17 protein-coding genes are annotated in these 18,029 nt (G+C 40.4%); 8 read left to right on the forward strand and 9 right to left on the reverse strand.

Features of this window, described 5'->3' with window-relative positions; genetic code table 11:
- Positions 1-2: 2 nt before the first annotated feature.
- From JWQ34_RS08950 to JWQ34_RS08960, 3 genes are read right to left on the reverse strand one after another with little or no spacing between them, the layout of a single operon-like run.
- Positions 3-995: a DUF5668 domain-containing protein gene (locus JWQ34_RS08950; RefSeq protein WP_299356613.1), complete on the reverse strand. Its 993-nt coding sequence runs from the start codon at positions 993-995 to the stop codon at positions 3-5.
- A 20-nt stretch (positions 996-1,015) separates the two neighbouring features.
- On the reverse strand, positions 1,016-1,615 hold the full coding sequence (locus JWQ34_RS08955; protein WP_299356615.1) for a PspC domain-containing protein: 600 nt from the start codon (positions 1,613-1,615) through the stop codon (positions 1,016-1,018).
- A gap of 21 nt (positions 1,616-1,636) precedes the next feature.
- Positions 1,637-2,341 carry an SDR family oxidoreductase gene (locus tag JWQ34_RS08960; RefSeq protein WP_299356617.1) on the reverse strand — a complete coding sequence of 235 codons (705 nt, stop codon included), beginning with the start codon at positions 2,339-2,341 and terminating at the stop codon, positions 1,637-1,639.
- A gap of 221 nt (positions 2,342-2,562) precedes the next feature.
- Here JWQ34_RS08960 and JWQ34_RS08965 point away from each other — a divergent pair, with 221 nt between their 5' ends.
- Complete coding sequence (locus tag JWQ34_RS08965; protein ID WP_299356619.1) at positions 2,563-3,294, forward strand: ABC transporter permease; 732 nt, start codon at positions 2,563-2,565, stop codon at positions 3,292-3,294.
- Positions 3,291-4,043 (forward strand): ABC transporter ATP-binding protein, encoded by a 753-nt coding sequence (locus JWQ34_RS08970; protein WP_299356621.1) that lies wholly within the window; start codon positions 3,291-3,293, stop codon positions 4,041-4,043. Before JWQ34_RS08965 ends, JWQ34_RS08970 begins: the two co-directional genes overlap by 4 nt.
- Positions 4,044-4,075: 32 nt before the next feature.
- On the opposite strand, the gene JWQ34_RS08975 is transcribed toward JWQ34_RS08970, so the two are convergent.
- The 3 genes from JWQ34_RS08975 to JWQ34_RS08985 form a co-directional block, all read right to left on the reverse strand.
- Positions 4,076-4,885, reverse strand: coding sequence for a hypothetical protein (locus tag JWQ34_RS08975; protein ID WP_299356623.1), 810 nt, complete (start codon positions 4,883-4,885; stop codon positions 4,076-4,078).
- A gap of 69 nt (positions 4,886-4,954) precedes the next feature.
- Positions 4,955-5,767 carry a hypothetical protein gene (locus JWQ34_RS08980; RefSeq protein WP_299356625.1) on the reverse strand — a complete coding sequence of 271 codons (813 nt, stop codon included), beginning with the start codon at positions 5,765-5,767 and terminating at the stop codon, positions 4,955-4,957.
- A gap of 87 nt (positions 5,768-5,854) precedes the next feature.
- Entirely contained in the window at positions 5,855-6,679 is an 825-nt protein-coding gene (locus JWQ34_RS08985) for a hypothetical protein (protein ID WP_299356627.1), read from the reverse strand.
- Positions 6,680-6,877: 198 nt separating this feature from the next.
- Here JWQ34_RS08985 and JWQ34_RS08990 point away from each other — a divergent pair, with 198 nt between their 5' ends.
- From JWQ34_RS08990 to JWQ34_RS09005, 4 genes are all read left to right on the forward strand, one after another.
- The gene (locus JWQ34_RS08990; RefSeq protein WP_299356629.1) at positions 6,878-7,762 is read left to right on the forward strand and encodes a class I SAM-dependent methyltransferase; all 885 of its coding nucleotides are present in this window, start codon (positions 6,878-6,880) and stop codon (positions 7,760-7,762) included.
- Between the two features lie 123 nt (positions 7,763-7,885).
- Positions 7,886-8,947: a hypothetical protein gene (locus JWQ34_RS08995; RefSeq protein WP_299356631.1), complete on the forward strand. Its 1,062-nt coding sequence runs from the start codon at positions 7,886-7,888 to the stop codon at positions 8,945-8,947.
- Positions 8,948-9,150: 203 nt separating this feature from the next.
- Complete coding sequence (locus JWQ34_RS09000) at positions 9,151-9,636, forward strand: cytidine deaminase (RefSeq protein WP_299356633.1); 486 nt, start codon at positions 9,151-9,153, stop codon at positions 9,634-9,636.
- Between the two features lie 6 nt (positions 9,637-9,642).
- Positions 9,643-10,302 carry a GDSL-type esterase/lipase family protein gene (locus tag JWQ34_RS09005; protein ID WP_299356635.1) on the forward strand — a complete coding sequence of 220 codons (660 nt, stop codon included), beginning with the start codon at positions 9,643-9,645 and terminating at the stop codon, positions 10,300-10,302.
- 60 nt (positions 10,303-10,362) lie between these two features.
- On the opposite strand, the gene JWQ34_RS09010 is transcribed toward JWQ34_RS09005, so the two are convergent.
- Positions 10,363-10,788, reverse strand: a complete 426-nt coding sequence (locus JWQ34_RS09010; protein WP_299356637.1) for a hypothetical protein — start codon at positions 10,786-10,788, stop codon at positions 10,363-10,365.
- Between the two features lie 155 nt (positions 10,789-10,943).
- Here JWQ34_RS09010 and JWQ34_RS09015 point away from each other — a divergent pair, with 155 nt between their 5' ends.
- Together JWQ34_RS09015 and JWQ34_RS09020 are read left to right on the forward strand one after the other, a co-directional pair.
- Positions 10,944-11,450: a YdeI/OmpD-associated family protein gene (locus tag JWQ34_RS09015; protein WP_299356639.1), complete on the forward strand. Its 507-nt coding sequence runs from the start codon at positions 10,944-10,946 to the stop codon at positions 11,448-11,450.
- Between the two features lie 210 nt (positions 11,451-11,660).
- Positions 11,661-14,501, forward strand: a complete 2,841-nt coding sequence (locus tag JWQ34_RS09020) for a DNA gyrase/topoisomerase IV subunit A (protein WP_299356641.1) — start codon at positions 11,661-11,663, stop codon at positions 14,499-14,501.
- 92 nt (positions 14,502-14,593) lie between these two features.
- On the opposite strand, the gene JWQ34_RS09025 is transcribed toward JWQ34_RS09020, so the two are convergent.
- Together JWQ34_RS09025 and JWQ34_RS09030 are read right to left on the reverse strand one after the other, a co-directional pair.
- A complete protein-coding gene (locus JWQ34_RS09025) occupies positions 14,594-15,460 on the reverse strand; it encodes an aldose 1-epimerase family protein (protein WP_299356643.1) in 867 nt (288 codons plus the stop codon).
- A 75-nt stretch (positions 15,461-15,535) separates the two neighbouring features.
- On the reverse strand, positions 15,536-17,974 hold the full coding sequence (locus tag JWQ34_RS09030) for a bifunctional YncE family protein/alkaline phosphatase family protein (protein WP_299356645.1): 2,439 nt from the start codon (positions 17,972-17,974) through the stop codon (positions 15,536-15,538).
- Positions 17,975-18,029: the final 55 nt, after the last annotated feature.

An 18,029-nucleotide genomic window follows, 5' to 3' on the forward strand; every position in this document is an offset into this window, starting at 1 on the left:
GATTAGTATCTCTTAACATTAAAGTCGGCCATACCGCCGCTCATTTTTATGAATAATTTGTTAGCAGCGCTGCTAAAGCCCGGGGTTTCGTAGGTATTATCTTTAGTTTTAGTAAAACCTTCGAAATTGGTTGATGAAAGGCCGGTGCTGCTGGTTATACGGCAAGCCGCAGTTGTTGGCACGCTAATGCTTACCGATGACATCCCTGTTGATACCACAACATTTGTTGCAGACAATGGCTGGCCCAGTTTTACACTAAAATCTGCCGCGCCACCGCTTAGTTTTAATGATCTTACTTTAAATTTAGATAGATCAAAATCAAGCTTGGTAGCACCTGTTTTTACATCGATGTTCCACTCAGGGTTAGGGTTCAGTTTAAAAATAGCTGTGTTATTTCTACCGTATTTACCATCTTTTTTATCCTCACTATCAAAGCCAAAGGTAAAGCCGTGGCCATTTTTCATTTTATAGGTAAGTACCGCGCTCGAGTCTGAATTAGTGCGTATAAGAGAGTTCACAAAGTGTTTACCAAAAACTTTGGTATCGGCACTAAACAATTGGTTAGTGGTATCGCTTAACTTATACAATGCGCCGCCACCGCTTATATTCAATTCGGCAACTTTAATGGCCGTGGTATAAGGTTCGTCAAAAACCTTGCTGCCTTCTACTTTTGTTATTTTACCACCGGTGCTGTCGCTATCATCATTGGTATCAAAATTATAGCTGTAATCGTTCCAGCCGTTATGGCGCTTGCCAAAATTGCCAAATAAAATTAAGCAAAATCCAATGGCAACTACAGCTAATTTTACAACAGTTGCCCAGGCAGACCGGTTGTTATGGCCAAATATTAAATTTATGCCGGCTATCACTATTAGTATAGGTATGAGGTATACAAAGTTGAACCAATGGAAGGTTACATAGCCAAAGTTGTGAAGCAGTATAATCGCTCCTATCATTATCAGGACCGCGCCCGGAATTATTTTATCGTTTCTCATGATCGTATTTTTAATAGTAGTTAAACTGCCGGAGGAGTGTCCTCTGTTTTATCTTCTGCTTTAGTTTCTGTTACCGGTTCTTCGGTAGCGTTCCAGTTTTCTTTTTCCCAAGGATCTTGTTTTTTGCGCGAAAACATCAACAACAATCCTCCGGCAACAAATATCAGCGGCCATAAGCGGTCAAACTCCCAATTGGGCAACAAGTCAAAGTTATCTAACAAAAAGAATGATCCAAATGCTACTAATGCTATACCAACAATTATCCCCGCGTTTGATTTCTTTTTAGGTGGCATTACAAACGGAGCGCCTTGTTGTTGTGGGCGCGCGAAACCACCAAACGGGTTAGGTACGCTATAATCTGTCGGTCCGTCGCCTTGTGGTGGTACGGTATAATCAACCGGACCGGGGTTATTAAAACCGGGGCGGTTAAAACCATACACCTTTTTAGGCATTACAATCCATAGTATAATGTAGGCTCCTAAGCCGCAGCCATGCAGTACCATTGCCAGTACAAATGCTGCCCTTACCAGGGTTATGTCAATGTTTAAGTAATCAGCAAGGCCCGCGCATACGCCTGCTATCATTTTATTATGTTCATCGCGTTGTAGTCTCTTTTCCATGATCTTAGTTATTAAAATAGGTTATAATTGCCCGCCAGCGGGTTTTATGGTTATTTGGTCAACATTGGCGCCTTTGCTCATTTTGTAAATATTTACAATTGCCGATGCTATATCTTCGGGCAGTACCATTGTGTCTTTGTCAACATCCTGTCCCCTCCATGAGTCTGTTAATGTTGAGCCGGGAATAACCGCAGTTACCTTAACCCCGTGCTGTTGCATCTCTAATCTCATTACATTAGTAAGACTTAGCAACGCAGCCTTTGTTACGCTATAAGTACCAGCATCAACCACCGGGTTTAATGCTGCTACCGAGCAAATATTAAATATATGCCCCTCGCCTGCTGCTATCATTTCTTTACCAAAACGGCGGTAAAGTTCATAAGTTGGCATCAGGTTGGTATTTATCATTTGCTGGAACAAACTATCTGCATCATCCAGTATTTTACTGTACTGGTACATGCCCAGGTTATTTACCAGGATGTTGATGCTGCCCAATGCCTTTGTGGCATCATTTGCAAATTGCAGTAACTCTGTTTTGTTACTACCATCCGCAACAGCGGTAAAAACTTTTATGGCCGGGTTAATTTGCAGCAGTTCGGTTTTAAACGCGTCAAGCTCGTCAGCTTTTCGCGAGTTAATGGCCAGGCTGATACCCTCTATCGCAAATGCTATGGCTATTGCCCTGCCCATTCCTTTAGTTGCTCCGGTTATTAACGCGTTTTTCATAGTATAAAAGTAGATATATTTGAGAGAAGCCGTTTATATAAATCGGGGAACAGGGCAGATTAATCGGTAAAAATGGAAATTTTATCCGTGTAGTAATTAAACAGCAGGCTTTAAAATATATGCTACGCTAAACAAAACCTAACATATTTAGTTAATTACTACGTTGTACCCAATCAGGTTTAAAAAGTAAAATGTATTTTTAACCGGTTTTATATGATAGCATGTTTCACAGTTTAGGCAAATACCTACTTTTATTACGATTAAGTTTCCGCAAGCCTGAAAAATTCAGTGTTTATTGGGCCGAGGTAATGCGCGAAATGGTTTCTATCGGCATTGGCTCGTTAGGCATTATCGCTATCATATCGCTTTTTATTGGGGCGGCTACTACTATACAAGTGGCTTTCCAGCTAAGCAGTCCACTGGTATCTATGAGTATTGCCGGTAAAATTGCCCGCGACTCGACCATACTGGAATTTAGTCCCACCATATCCGCATTAGTTTTAGCAGGGCGCGTAGGTTCAAGCATAGCATCGCAAATTGGCACCATGCGTGTTACCGAACAGATTGATGCGTTAGAGATAATGGGTGTAAACGCGCCAGGTTATTTAATATCGCCAAAAATAATTGCCAGTATGACCATGATCCCTTTATTGGTTATAGTATCTATAACGCTTGGATTAACCGGTGGTTATTTGGCTTGCGTATTTTCGGGAGATATTACTCCCGGCGATTATATTGCCGGTGTGCGCGATGGTTTTGACGGGTTAACTGTACAAGTGGCGTTGGTTAAAGCTATTGTATTTGGATTCCTGATCTCGTCCATTTGTGCTTACCAGGGTTTTTATACTTCGGGCGGCGCGCTAGAGGTTGGGCAATCATCAACCAAAGGCGTTGTATACAGTTGTGTTATGATATTATTTGCCGATTTAGTTATAACCCGCATAATGCTATGATCGAGATCAAGGATATTCATAAAACCTTTGGTGAGAATGATGTATTAAGAGGCATATCGGCAAGTTTCCAGCCCGGTAAAAACAACCTGATTATTGGCGGATCAGGTTCAGGCAAAACAACCTTACTGAAATGTATTGTGGGCCTGCACGAGCCCACCAAAGGCGATGTTTTTTTTGCTGGCGAGAACTTTACCGACATGAATTTTGAGCAGCGCGTACCTATACGCACGCATATTGGTATGCTGTTTCAAAACTCGGCCTTGTTTGATTCTATGACGGTTGAGGAAAACATTATGTTCCCCCTAAACCTGTTTACCAAAAAAACCCAAGCCGAAAAACTGGAGCGTGCCAATTTTTGCCTGGAGCGGGTTAACCTGGAAGGTAAAAATAAACTTTATCCCGCCGAACTTTCGGGTGGTATGAAAAAGCGGGTTGGTATAGCACGCGCTATATCCATGCAGCCTAAATATTTATTTGTTGATGAGCCCAACTCGGGCCTCGACCCAAAAACTTCTATCCTGATTGACGACCTGATCAATGAGCTTACCGAAGAATACCAAATGACCACCGTAATAGTTACGCATGATATGAACTCGGTAATGGGTATTGGCGAACACATTATATTTCTGCACAACGGCGAAAAATGGTGGGAAGGCAGCAACAAAGAAATTGCCAAAACCGATAACAAAGAGCTAAACGACTTTGTATTTGCCAGTAAATTTATGCAGGCGGCAAAATCGAAGTTATAAAGATTGGTTGTTGAAGATTAATCTTTGACAATTCACTTCACTAATGTATACTGACCCCAGCAATCCGTATCATACCTGGCTGTGCCCAAGTATACGTTAGCTATTTTTGAATCTATCGACATGCCGGCGTAGTTACCTGCGGCATCACGGGTTATCTCAAAACCGGGTACATAATCTAATGCTACGGCGTTTAACCTGATATTATAGCTAAAGCGGTTCAAATTCGCGGCATCAATATTTAGCAATTTTAAATCAATACCCAGTTCTACCGTATATACCAGTTTATCGTTAAAACCAGATTTTGCTTTTATGCCATCTACATTATAAATTGACAGCAGCGTATCAACATCAGGCAAATTGTTTGTTCTTATATATTTTGCTTTTTCCTCAAGGCTATTATTACAAATCCGCATTACCGAATCACGGCGGATGGTGTTTACGGCATCGGCTAAAGCGTCAGACAGGTTACTAAAATTAATTACGGCCCTGTTATTACGGCTATATACGGGATAAGTAACTGTAATTGCGTCAGCGATAGTTTTTTTATCGTTTTGATTGATGCTAAAAGAGACGCCGCCGTTAATAATTTTATTGATGATCTCGCGCTTATCGGTTTGAACAACTAAATACAATCTTTTATCATCATTGGCAACTGTATAAAAAACCTGGGTAGATCTATTATAGGCCTGCAAATGGTTACCCCATTCGGTAGACTTGCCGTCTATCTTAATATTAGCCGGAGCGCGCAGACTGTTTTTTTGGATGCCCGGAAGTTTTTGGGCAAGCGCCGTAAACGATACAGAAGCGAGTAATATAAGCTGTACTACTTTTATTTTTTTCACGATTTAGGTATTGATTGCATAAAGCTATATATAACCTATGGCTAAATCAATTTTATGATCGTATTTTTATCATTTGACCAAAGTGTATTCCCCCCAACAGTCTGTTGTAGATAGCGCGCTGATGAATGAATTGGCCAGTTTGGGGTCAACAACATTCATCATATCTATGGTACCGTCGTTTTTCCTGGTGATGACAATGCCGGGTACAAAATCTATCTGCATTTCATTAAAGCGGATATTATAATTAAACTTTTCAGAATTGTTTACCGATAATCCCAGCAGTTTAAGGTCTATTGATAATTCGAGCGTATAAGCCATTTTATTATTGAAGGCCGATGCTACCTTAACCCCATTCATATTATAAATAGAAACAAGTGTATCCAGATCGTTTATACCGTTTACTCTGATAAATTTTGCTTTACCTGATAACCTTGAATTATTAAGATTCATTAACGAGTCTGTCAGTCTGCCGGCATCTTTTGAAGATGGATCTATTAATGCCATATTGTTAACATTGATATTGGGGCGGTCGTCCATATTAAACACCGGGTAAGTAACAGACATCCCGCCGTTGGTTGTTTTCTTGATCCCCTTTTTTATAGTGAGTGAAACGCCGCCGTTAATAATTTTGTTAATGATCTCGGGCTTAACTGCCTGTACCGTTAAATAAAGTTTATTATCATCGTTTGATAGCGTGTAATAGGCTTGTATAGCTTTGTTATAAGCCTGGAACTGGTTGTTCCACTCGGTGGTTTTACCGTCTACCTTTATGTTGGCAGGGGCACGCAACCCGGCTTTTTGAACAAGCGGGAGCTTTTGCGCGTTAGCAATGTTAAAAAACAATAAAATGGGCAAAATGCCTTTAAATAGGGGGCTGGTCATTTTTTCACGAATTGGGTTAATTGGTTAAATAAATGTACTTATTTAAACCCTATTTAAAATAAATATTTTGTCGGGATAAATTATATTCTATTTGGCCAAAGTATATACTCCCGAAAAATAGGTTGGATTTGCAAAGCCGAGGTTATCCGGGCCTGGGTATCCTATATTAACTTGGCTACCATCGCCGGCGGTATAAACCATTCGTTGCCCATTGTCTATTACGCTAACATCACCCGGAGGGCCGTTTACCTGCAATGTATATTTAAATATACCCGGCTTATCGGCAGCAAACTTTATATAGCTGAGCGGTATGGCCAGTTCATACGTATAAACTAATTTAGCATCAAAGCGTGCCGCCGCTTTAAAGCCTTCCGTATTAAAAACAGAGAGCGTGCTATCTGCAATTGATGGCTCACCGATAATGCCAATTGTTTTTAGTCGGGCGGTCAGCACGGCGTTATAACCAATCATTACAGAATCGGCCATTGCATTGTTTCTATTAGTATCCTTTACCGTTTCGAAAGGGCTTTTTAAATTTAAAAATACAGGGCGTTCTGTTTTCGCATAAACCGGGAAAGTAACCGCCAATCCATTTTTATTTTGTTTTGGATCTGCCAGTATAGTTAAAGTAATACCGTTTGATATTATTTTCCTGATGATTCTTCTTTCATTAGACTGTATAGTTAAATATAGTTTGGTAGCACTGTTTGATAGCGTATAATACATCTCGGTTGTACGGTTAAACGCCTGAAATTTATTGTTCCATTCGGTTGGTTTACCGTCAATTTTAATATCTGCAGGTGCAAGCACGCTGGTTGTTTGTATTTTAGGTAGCCTTTGAGCGTTCGCAATTATCGAAAATAATAGAGCTGGTAAAAGCAGGGCAAATGATGTAATTTTTATCTTTTTCACGTTAATATCTGTTAGCGAAATAAAAATACATATTAAACCCTACCCATAAAAAAGTTTTGGCTTATCTAACAAATATGTTACTACTTGGCTAAATCAATGCTTTCTTAAAAATCCACATGCCAATCCATTAAATATAGGGTAATCCTTATATTTGCCGCAAATAACTAATCTCTGATCTCCAAACACTAATCTCAAACTATGATCCAACTGCTTACCCCCACCCACTGGAAAGATTACGAGCTTATTGATTGCGGCGATTTTGAGAAGCTGGAACGCTTTGGTAACGTAATATTAATCCGCCCGGAGCCGCAGGCCGTTTGGAGCAAAGTTTTGCCACAGACAGAGTGGCAACGCTTACACCATATCAGGTTTAAGGGTCGCTCGGCAACATCAGGCGAATGGGTGAAGAAAAACCCGGCTACGCCCGATCGCTGGCACGTGGAATATAGAAATCCCGAGGCAGCAATAAAATTCAGACTGGCATTAACCTCTTTTAAGCATTTGGGTATTTTCCCCGAGCAGGCGGTTAATTGGGATTATATCTCGCAAAACATTAAAAAGTTTAAAACACCCGATCCTAAAGTACTTAACCTTTTTGCTTATACCGGCGGCGCATCCCTAATAGCAAAAGCTGCAGGAGCAGATACTACGCATGTCGACTCCATAAAACAGGTGGTTACCTGGGGTAATGAAAATATGGAACTATCGGGCTTAAAAGATATACGCTGGGTAGTTGAGGATGCCCTTAAATTTGTAAAGCGCGAACTTAAACGCGGCAAAAAATATAACGGTATTATTCTGGATCCACCTGCTTACGGCCATGGACCAAATGGCGAAAAATGGAAACTGGAGGATCATATCAACGAAATGATGCGGGACGTAGTGCAGCTACTTGATCCGGAAGAACATTTTTTAATTCTGAACACCTATTCGCTTGGCTTCTCGGCAGTTATAGTGGAAAATTTGATAAAAAGTGCATTCTCAAAAGTGCAGAATTTAGAGATAGGCGAGCTTTACCTGCAGGCAACATCGGGCATAAAATTACCGCTGGGTGTATTTGGTAAGTTTTATAAACACAAATAACCATTTTGTGGATAATTTTAAACGAACGAACGCTTTAAAAGATGTTATTTTGCATCTTGTATAATACTATCAAGCCGATACTTCACAATTAGCTGCAATACAACACAAAAACAAATTCATTAAATGAAAAACATTTTTTTATCAGCAGTATTATTGCTGTCTTCGTTAGGTTTATTCTCTAACTGTACTCAAAACAAGCCAGGCGCAGCAAATGCTAAAGCAGTAACCAAAACTGCAGCTACCGCTGCCGAAAGTACCGAGCCTGCTCCCGGAGATACAACCGTTAAGGTAACTTACCCGCCCATTAATAAGGCGCAATATGATTCATTAATGAAACGCATGGCCCATGGTGATACTACCGGCAAATGGCCCGTTAAAAACACCCCCTATCCTATACCTGGCGCTATACTGCCTTATAAAAGGGTAGTTGCTTATTATGGTAACCTATACTCTAAAAAGATGGGCATTTTAGGCGAATTGCCTCCTAACGAAATGCTGGCCAAATTAAAAGGCGAAATAAAACATTGGGAAAAAGCAGATCCGCGGGTACCTGTACAACCTGCCTTACACTACATTGCCGTGGTAGCCAGCGGCGACCCGGGTAAAGATAAAATGTACCGCCACCGTATGCCTTTTAAGCAAATTGATACAATTTTATCTTTAGCTAAAAAAGCACATGCCATTGTGTTTTTAGATGTGCAGGTGTCTTTAAGTAACATCCGTACAGAATTACCTTTATTAGAAAAATATCTGATAATGCCGCAGGTACATTTTGGTATGGACCCTGAGTTTTCTATGAAAGATGGCTCGCTTCCGGGTAAAAAAATAGGGACCTATGATGCTAATGATATTAACTATGTATCAGGCTATCTTGCGGGATTAGTTAAAAAATACAACCTGCCTCCAAAAATATTAATAGTGCACCGCTTTACTAAAAAGATGGTGACCAACTATCAAAACATCAAACTTCATCCGGAGATTCAATTGGTAATGGATATGGATGGATGGGGCGAGCCTGATTTGAAAGAAGGCACCTGGCGCTACTTTATCTATAATGAGCCGGTACAATTTACAGGCTTTAAATTATTCTATAAAAACGATATCAAAAAAGCACCACACCACATGCTAACGCCCGAAGAGGTTTTGAAGAAGAAGCCTTACCCGATGTATATACAGTATCAATAATAAAAAAGTCAAAAGCAAAAAGGCTCCCGAAAATATCGGGAGCCTTTTTGCTTTTAGCACCATTACTGTGCAGGTTATATAATTATTTTAATTTTTCATGTATTATCCTTATCTTGTTTCCCCGCTCTTTAAAAAGTTCGGGGAATTATTTTTTTATAAACTTAAAAAGGAACCCTTTCCTTTGGAGGGGCAAGGTGAGGCCGATGACTAACCACGAAATAAAAATAGCTTTCCAGGAATATACTTCTGTTAAAGAATTAGATACAATCGACCAGGATCTGTGTGCCGAAGCAGTTAAAGCAATGAAAAATTCACATTCGCCTTATTCAAAATTTAGGGTGGGGGCCGCATTACGCTTAAAAAGCGGTAAAATAATACTGGGTAGTAACCAGGAAAATGTGGCTTATCCATCTGGCTTATGTGCCGAACGGGTAGCACTATTTCATTGGGGTGCCAACCATCCAGATGACCCTATTATTAGCATGGCCGTAACCGCGCATACGGATGAATTTGTGCTGCAAAAACCCGTAACCTCGTGCGGCGCATGCCTGCAGGTTTTAGCCGAGTATGAGAAAATGCAAAATCAGCCGGTAAAGGTTATCCTATTTGTTACAGAAGGGCCGGTTTGGGTAACCAACGGAATAGAATCTTTTTTACCATTTTTGTTTTTCGAGGATCGTTTATCCTAACTCAACATGAAATTAAAATTAGCCTTTCTATTTGCAGCATTTATTATTTGCACCAATCTATATGCGCAATCAGGGTTTCCATTTGCTAAAGAGGTACAGGCTTTTAAGCATCAGGATAGTTTAGATTTTCCCAAGCCTAATGGTATGTTGTTTATAGGTGCTTCATCCATACGTAAGTGGGCAGATCTGGAGCAGCGTTTTACCGGTGTGCCCATTATTAAACGCGGTGTAGGCGGGTCAGAATTGTGGCAATGGGCGCAGTATTATATGCCCTATATTGTATTTCCGTATCATCCGCGTAAAATATTTTTATATGCCGGCGAAAACGATATGGCCGTTGGTAAAAAAACGCTTGATCAAACCTTTGAGGCATTTACCAGATTTTACACCGTGATGCGTAAAGAGTTGCCCAATGTCGAGTTTTATTACCTTGCACAAAAGGCCAGCCCAAGCCGTCCAAAATTCATAGCCCCGGGTATCGAGCTAAATAATCGTGTAAAAGCTTACATAGCCGATAAGCCCAAAAACACTTATGTAGACCTGGCCACCCCTATTTTAAATGATAAAATGCAGCCAGACTCATCCTTATTTGTAAAAGACATGCTGCACTTAAACAGTAAGGGCTATGATAAATGGCAGGCTGCTTTGCAGGATTATATAAAATAATATAAAAAGAAAAGGCCCTAACTAACAAGGGCCTTTAACTATAAACAAAACTAAACTAAATTAAGATTGTGTTTCGATCTTAGTGATTCTAAAATCAGCATGGTCTAATGAAATAGTTACCAGGTTAGTACGCACATACCCATCGTAACGTAAAATTACTTTCACAACCATGTCCTTGTCTGTTTCATCCATAACAGATGTTACATAAGTACAGGCCTGTTCAACATTTTCTGATGCTTTGAAAGATGCAAGTAATTGTTTTTTGTCGAAATTAAACTCCTTTTCGCCACGATACATGGTGAATTTAACATCTTTAGCAAGGATGTTTTCAAGGCCATCAATTTTTCCATGAACCACTGCATTTACATAAATATTTAATACATCGTTTTTTGTTAATACTGCCGCAGCTGGTTTTGTAGAAGCGTTGGCAAATGAGCAGGCTACTAATAATGTTAGGCCTAATAAAAGTGATTTTAAAGTTTTCATAATATGGTATTTAAGGTTATTAATTAATTTTTATATCCATAAGACAGCAGTGATAACCGAAACGTTACACACAAAAAATATTTTTTTGTTGATTTAACTAAAATTTAACATTTGGCCGGTTTTGATAAGGCGCATATTTAGCTGATATTTATAGCATGATCGAGTTCAAAACCATCATTTTACAGTTTGGTGAGCAGGGCGAAAAGACAGGCTGGCGATATATTGAAATCCCTGCTGATATTGCTCAAAAATTAAAACCGAACAACAAAAAAGCATTCAGGGTACGTGGTATGCTGGATAGTTTTGCGATAGAAGGCTTCGCGTTAATGCCCATGGGCGATGGTAAATTTATTATGCCCATCAAAGCCGAAATACGTAAAAGCATCCGCAAAGAAGCAGGCGCCATGCTTACTGTAAAATTAGAGGAACATAAAGATTTTAAAGTATTAGTCCCTACCGATCTACAAGACTGTTTTGACTTTGACCCTGAAGCTGAAGCTCAATTTAACAGCCTTGCCATGTCGCACCGTAACTATTTTATCAAATGGATAGAAAGCGCGAAGACGAATGAGACACGTGCAAAACGGATCATCAATACCGTAAATGCCATGCTGCGTAAATGGGATTATAATGTAATGATAAGAGAAATGCGAAATGATTGATGGATGTGTAAATGTGCGGATATGCAATATGTACAGATGAAACGATTTTCTTGGTAAGTTACCCTAGCCGACTTAATAAAGCTAGCCAAGGCAAATTTGTACTATAAATAACGTTTATAAACAATATAATGTGCAAAAAATATGCACATCTGCATATCCGCATATCTGCACATTCGCCTATCTTTATCCATCCAAATTTTTTAGTAACTAATGAGTGAAGATCCGAACGAAAACGATATCCCTGCTAACAACAACGAAGATAAAATACATACCGTTACCTCACTCGATGGGTTGTACGAAAACTGGTTCCTTGATTACGCGTCATACGTAATACTTGACCGTGCCGTTCCGCATATAAATGATGGATTAAAGCCAGTGCAGCGCCGTATCCTCCACTCGTTAAAAGAGATGGATGACGGGCGTTTTAACAAGGCCGCTAACGTTATTGGTAACACCATGAAATATCACCCGCATGGTGATGCTTCCATTGGTGATGCCATGGTGCAGATAGGCCAGAAAAACCTGTTGATTGATTGCCAGGGTAACTGGGGCGACCCAGTAACCGGCGACTCGGCAGCAGCACCACGTTATATTGAGGCCCGCTTATCCAAATTTGCTTTAGAGGTTGTTTTTAACCCGGATACCACTACTTGGCAAGCTAGTTATGACGGCCGTAATAAAGAACCTATTACACTACCGGTTAAGTTTCCGCTATTACTAGCTCAAGGTGCCGAGGGTATTGCCGTAGGTTTGGCTACCAAGATATTACCGCATAATTTTATTGAACTATTGGATGCATCGGTAGCGGTATTAAGGGGACAAACACCAAACTTATTGCCAGATTTCCCTACCGGTGGTATGGCTGATGCCTCTGCTTATAATGACGGGCAACGCGGAGGCCGTATCCGCGTACGCGCAAAAATTGTAGAGCGTGACAAAAAGACTTTAGCTATTACCGAGATACCTTTTAGCACCACCACGGGTGGCTTAATTGATAGCGTAATATCTGCCAATGATAAGGGTAAGATCAAGATAAAAAAGATAGAAGATAACACTGCGCAAAACGTCGAGATCGTTATCCATTTGGCACCGGGTATATCGCCTGATGTTACTATTGATGCCTTATATGCTTTTACAGATTGCGAGGTTTCCATATCGCCAAATACCTGCGTAATACAGGATGATAAGCCGCGCTTTATGAGTGTGAATGATATGCTTACCGAAAGTACGCATTTCACCAAAGAACTGCTTAAACAGGAGCTGCAAATAAAGCTAAGGGAGTTGATGGAGAAAATATTTTTTAGCTCGTTGCTAAAAATATTTATCCAGGAGGGGATGTACAAACATGCTGACTACGAAACATCAGGCACATTTGACGAAGTACTGGTAGTATTGAATCGTTTGTTTGAGCCTTTTTTGCCATTGTTCTATCGACCTATTGTTGCCGAGGATTACCGCAAGTTGATAGATAAACCTATGAGCAGCATTACCCGTTTTGACTTTAAGAAAACGGATGAGCAGATAAAAAATTTAGAGAACGAAATAAAAACCGTAAAAAATCATCTTAAACATCTTACCGAGTACACCATTGACTGGTTTGAAAAGCTGAAAGATAAATACGGCAAAGGCCGCGAGCGTAAAACCGAGCTGCGCACTTTTGACAGGGTAGAAGCATCGCAGGTAGCGTTAGCTAACGTAAAACTATATGTTAACCGCGAAGATGGTTTTATTGGTACCGGCTTACGTAAAGATGAGTTTGTTGGCGATTGCTCTGATATTGATGAAATCATAGTTTTCCGTGAGGATGGTCGCTGCATTATTACCAAAGTGCAGGAAAAAGTTTTTGTGGGTAAAGATATCCTCCACGTTGCAGTTTTTAAAAAGAACGATGAGCGCACTGTTTACAACATGATTTATAAAGACGGGCAAAGTGGCGTGAGCTATATTAAACGTTTTGCAGTAACCGGCGTAACGCGCGATAAAGAGTACGACCTTACTAAAGGCAGCAAGGGATCAAGGGTCTTATACTTCTCTGCCAATCCTAACGGCGAGGCCGAGGTTGTTAACGTTGCGTTAAAGCCTCATGCCAAGTTAAAGAAATTGCAGTTTGACGAAGACTTTGCACAGTTAGCTATTAAAGGCAGGGCATCCATGGGTAATATCATTACCAAATATCCAGTTAAAAAGATTTTGTTAAAGAGCAAAGGCATATCAACTCTTGCCGGCCGTAAGATATGGTATGACGATATTTTAAAACGGCTAAACGTTGATGCACGTGGTAAGTTTTTAGGTGAGTTTGATGGCGATGACCGTATACTAACCGTTTTTGCAAATGGCATTTACGAGCTAACCAGCTTCGACCTGAATAACCACTATGATGATAAAATGACCATCATAGAAAAGTATAACCCCGAGAAAGTTTACTCGGTGGTACATTATGATGGTAAATCAAAAAACTACCTGGTTAAACGGTTTGTGTTTGAGAATACGGTAATAGGCAAAGAAACCAGCATTATCAGCGATGAAAGCGGATCAAAAATGACACTGATATCAAATGCGGCTGAACCCATCGTTGAAGTGAAACAACTAAAAGGCGCTACCAAAATCCCGGAGACTATCGAGCTTAATTTGGCCGAAGTAATAGATGTTAAAGGGATGAAAGCAATGGGTAACCGCATCTCGCAACATCAGGTTGAAGCCGTAAAACTGATAGCTGAAAACAATCCGGTTGAGGAAGTAATAACAGATGAGGTTGAAGAAGAAGTAGAGGAAGAGTCGTTAGAAACAACAAATGAGACACCTGAAGCTGTAGATCAACAACCGGAACCAGTAGCGGATTTACCTAAATTACCTAAACCTGCTGTAATTGAACCTATTGAACAACCCAAAATTGAATCAGTTTCAGAACAGCAGCCCGAAATGGAAATTGAGTCTGAGCCTATTGAAAAGCCTAAAACAGAAGAACCGCCGCCAGCTAAGAAAATAGATTTCGAGATAACTAACCCGGATGATATTGATATAGACGATAAAGGCCAGTTGGGATTATTTTAAAGAGATTTTGTCATTGCGAGTGAAGCGTGGCAATCGCAAGGAGAAAAGTCCGCGATTGCTTCGTTGTTCCTCCTCGCAATGACAAATGAGTATTACATACTTATAAAAAATGCCGCCTCAAATACGTGGCCAATACCTAGTTTTTGTATAGCTTCTTTTTGGGTTATGTCTGCATGTTTGCCTACGCTATCTGCGCAACCCAACCAGGGTTCAATACAAACAAAATCGGCGCCGGGTTTATTCCAAAGCCCCAGGTAATTAAAATGTGGGAACTCTACCGTTAGTGATTGATCATGCTGCGTGCTTTTTATAGTCACCACTCTTGAACGCAGGTTTTTAAATACCAGCGCGTCATTAGCAAATAGGTCGCGGGTTAAAAACAACTTGCCTTTATCGGTGGCTACCGGCTCGGTTTCGCCATTAAATGTTCCTTCTGGCGCTAGCAGATGTGTTTTTAACTTCTCGTCAACTTCAAATTCTATATAATAATCCTCGTGCTTCTCGCCTTTATTAAAGGGTACATTAAAGGCCGGGTGCCCGCCAACCGAAAAATAAATTGGTTTTTTATCCAAATTAATAACCTTATAAGTTACACGCAGGGCGTCATCTATCAGGTCGTAATGAATTTGGAAATCAAATTTATAAGGATATTTGGCCAATGTTTTTTCACAATAAGGCAAAGAGAACCACGCCGATTGTTCGCTAGATGAGATCAGCAATAATTCAGACGTGCGTGCAAAACCATGCCTTGGCAGTTCATAAGTTTTACCATCAACTAAAAGCTCATTATCAATCAGCTGCCCAACAATGGGGAACAAGTTTGGCGCATGCCATGGCCAAATGGCGGCATCGCCTTGCCATAAATGTTCAATGCCGGTAGTTTTGTTAAAAAATGAGGTGAGCTCGCCGCCCTGGTTACGAATAGCTACTTTAAAAAGATGGTTTTCTATAATTGTCATCGGTTATTTATTGGTACGCTAAAGTTAACAATTATCATACATAGTGGTTTTACCTTTAGCAATTAATCAATAAACTTAGTCATCGTCCTTTTTCTTTTTTTGCTCAAGAATAACAAATGCGCTGCGTCTTGGAGCCGGCATAACAGAATCTTCGCCCTTAACAGATTTCCAGACCACGTCATTCAATTCAAGGTCCGGCACCTTGTCTTCATCAGCAAGGTTAAACATTTCAGAGCGTTTACTGCTTCTGTTTACCGCTACATTGCGTTTTTCTATATCAACTTGTGGTGCTTTTAAAGTGTATCGTGTAAAATCGGGTTTGTTGGTAAAGCAGTCATATAAGGGCATTGCGGCTGCATCATACTGGCTCATAGGCGGCAGGCCCAAAATCAACTCCATAGTACGTAACACACCTGATGTTGAATACATGCCATGAATCACTGCATTGCGCTTAACATACGGCCCGGCAACATATACCGGCGAGCGGTGCGCATCCACATGGTCTGAGCCATTTTGCGCGTCATCCTCCAGAATAAACACTACCGATTCCTTCCAGATAGCGCTTTTTGAAAGATGTTCTAACAACATACCTACGCCCTGGTCATTGTCAGCAACTGCCGCAATTGGCGATATGGCACCTTTTCGTTGCCCGCTGGTGTGGTCATTGCCCATCCGCACTATATTCATACGCGGTACCTGGTTAATATTAAGGAGCGAATCAAAATCATGCGCCCATACATTAGCACGAAACCTGTCGGTAATATCTAAAGTAAAGCCCGGCGTTTGCACACACATGTGGCCTTGCAAGGCTTTAATAGTTGTTTTGCCATAAGCTGCAAACTCGCCATAACTGCGGTAGCTTACACCTGCGCGTTTACAATAATCCCATATATAACCATCGCGCGGATCAACTATTTTACGCACACCTTCAGAGCCATAATCGCCACCACGACCGCCATAGCTGGTTGGCCAGGTTTTTTCTATGTAATCTGTAGCATAGGCAGCTGTGCTCCAGTTATGGCCGTCGGCACTAACTTCAGCATCAACATAAAAATTATCCAATAGCGCAAATTCATTAACAATAGCATGGCTGTTTGGTGTAACCTTACTACCGAAAATACAAAGTGAAGTATCGCCGTTACCTTTTTCTACATCGCCTAAAACCTGGTCGTAAGTACGGTTTTCTTTGATGATATAAAACACATATTTAATAGGCGATTTATCAGCCGGGCTGCGTGGTATAGGGTTGCCGGCTTCGCCTGGTGCCCTTTTTTCTAATTTGGCAGTAAAAGGTGTATTGGCATAAACTTGTTTAGTATAAGCTTTAAGTTGATCCGGGGTAGGTGTATTGATAAATGACAATGTACCCTTAAACAAGCCGCCAATATATTGTTCTTTTGTATTTGTAGCACCTTTTTGGTAACTGCTGTTATCAGCTTTCTTTATAGGATGCGGGCCGTTAGGATTTGCCATAGAGGTAAATCCTTTACCATTTGACACTAAAATTTTGCTGCCCAACGTTTTAATATTGGTAGGGTACCATCCAACCGGAATAAACCCACGGCTTTGGCTTGCGCCGGATTTGCTAACATCAAATACAGCCAAACAATTGTTATCGGCATTTGCTATATATAAAGTTTTTTCATCGGCTGATAATGCAAGTCCGTTAGTAGTTGAACCTGTTAGTTTTGTTGGATAAAGCGAGGTAGACAATACTTCGGTTACTTTATCGGTAGCCGTGTTAATAATAGATACCGAGTTATCATTAGCATTAGCCACAAATAAGCGGGTGCCTTTTTTATTTAACAAAATCTCGTTAGGATGGCTGCCTACTTTAATAGTATATAGCTTACCGGACACTGTATTATAGCAGGTAACTTCTTCGGCATTCCAGGTAGATATGTATAGTATTTTCTCATCAGGGGATAGCACACAAGTATAAGCCTCGGACGCTAGTTTTACTTTTGATTTTACTGTACGATTTGCCAGATTGACAACGTATAAGCTATTATCTTCTTTAGTTACGGTGTATAACAGTGTATTGCTTTTGTTTACCGCGATGCCCGTAGCGCAAACTTTGTTTTTTGGGTACGCCGCCGGAGCAAGTTTAATGGTATCGGCAGGTACAAGTTTATTGTTTTTTATGCTGAAATCAATTATCCAATTATCATGGCCGCCCGATGCATACAAATGTTTATCATCACGGCTAAATGTTAAACCGTACCACAATTTGCCTATTACTTTTTCGTCCAATAGTTTTTCATTTACAGGATCAATCAACTGTATAGATTGGGTGCTTTGCCCGTTATTGGTAACGGCCAGCAATTTGCCTGATGAGGAAAGCTGTATGTTTAACGGCAGATCGCCCAAAGGTAATGAAGTACCGGCAGGGCTCAACTTCCATCCGTTAGGTAAAAGCACCTGACCTGTTTGTGTTATTTTACCGGGTAATTGGGCCTGAGCTTTTAGTGCAACAGCTGTAAGCGCTGCAAAAATTAATAGTTTTTGTTTCATTGTTTTTTAACTAGTGTACCAAAAATACATATTGATTTACTGTAAAATCCTATTT

Origin of the sequence: Mucilaginibacter sp. (genome assembly GCF_028288185.1) — a bacterium.
Lineage (GTDB): Bacteria > Bacteroidota > Bacteroidia > Sphingobacteriales > Sphingobacteriaceae > Mucilaginibacter.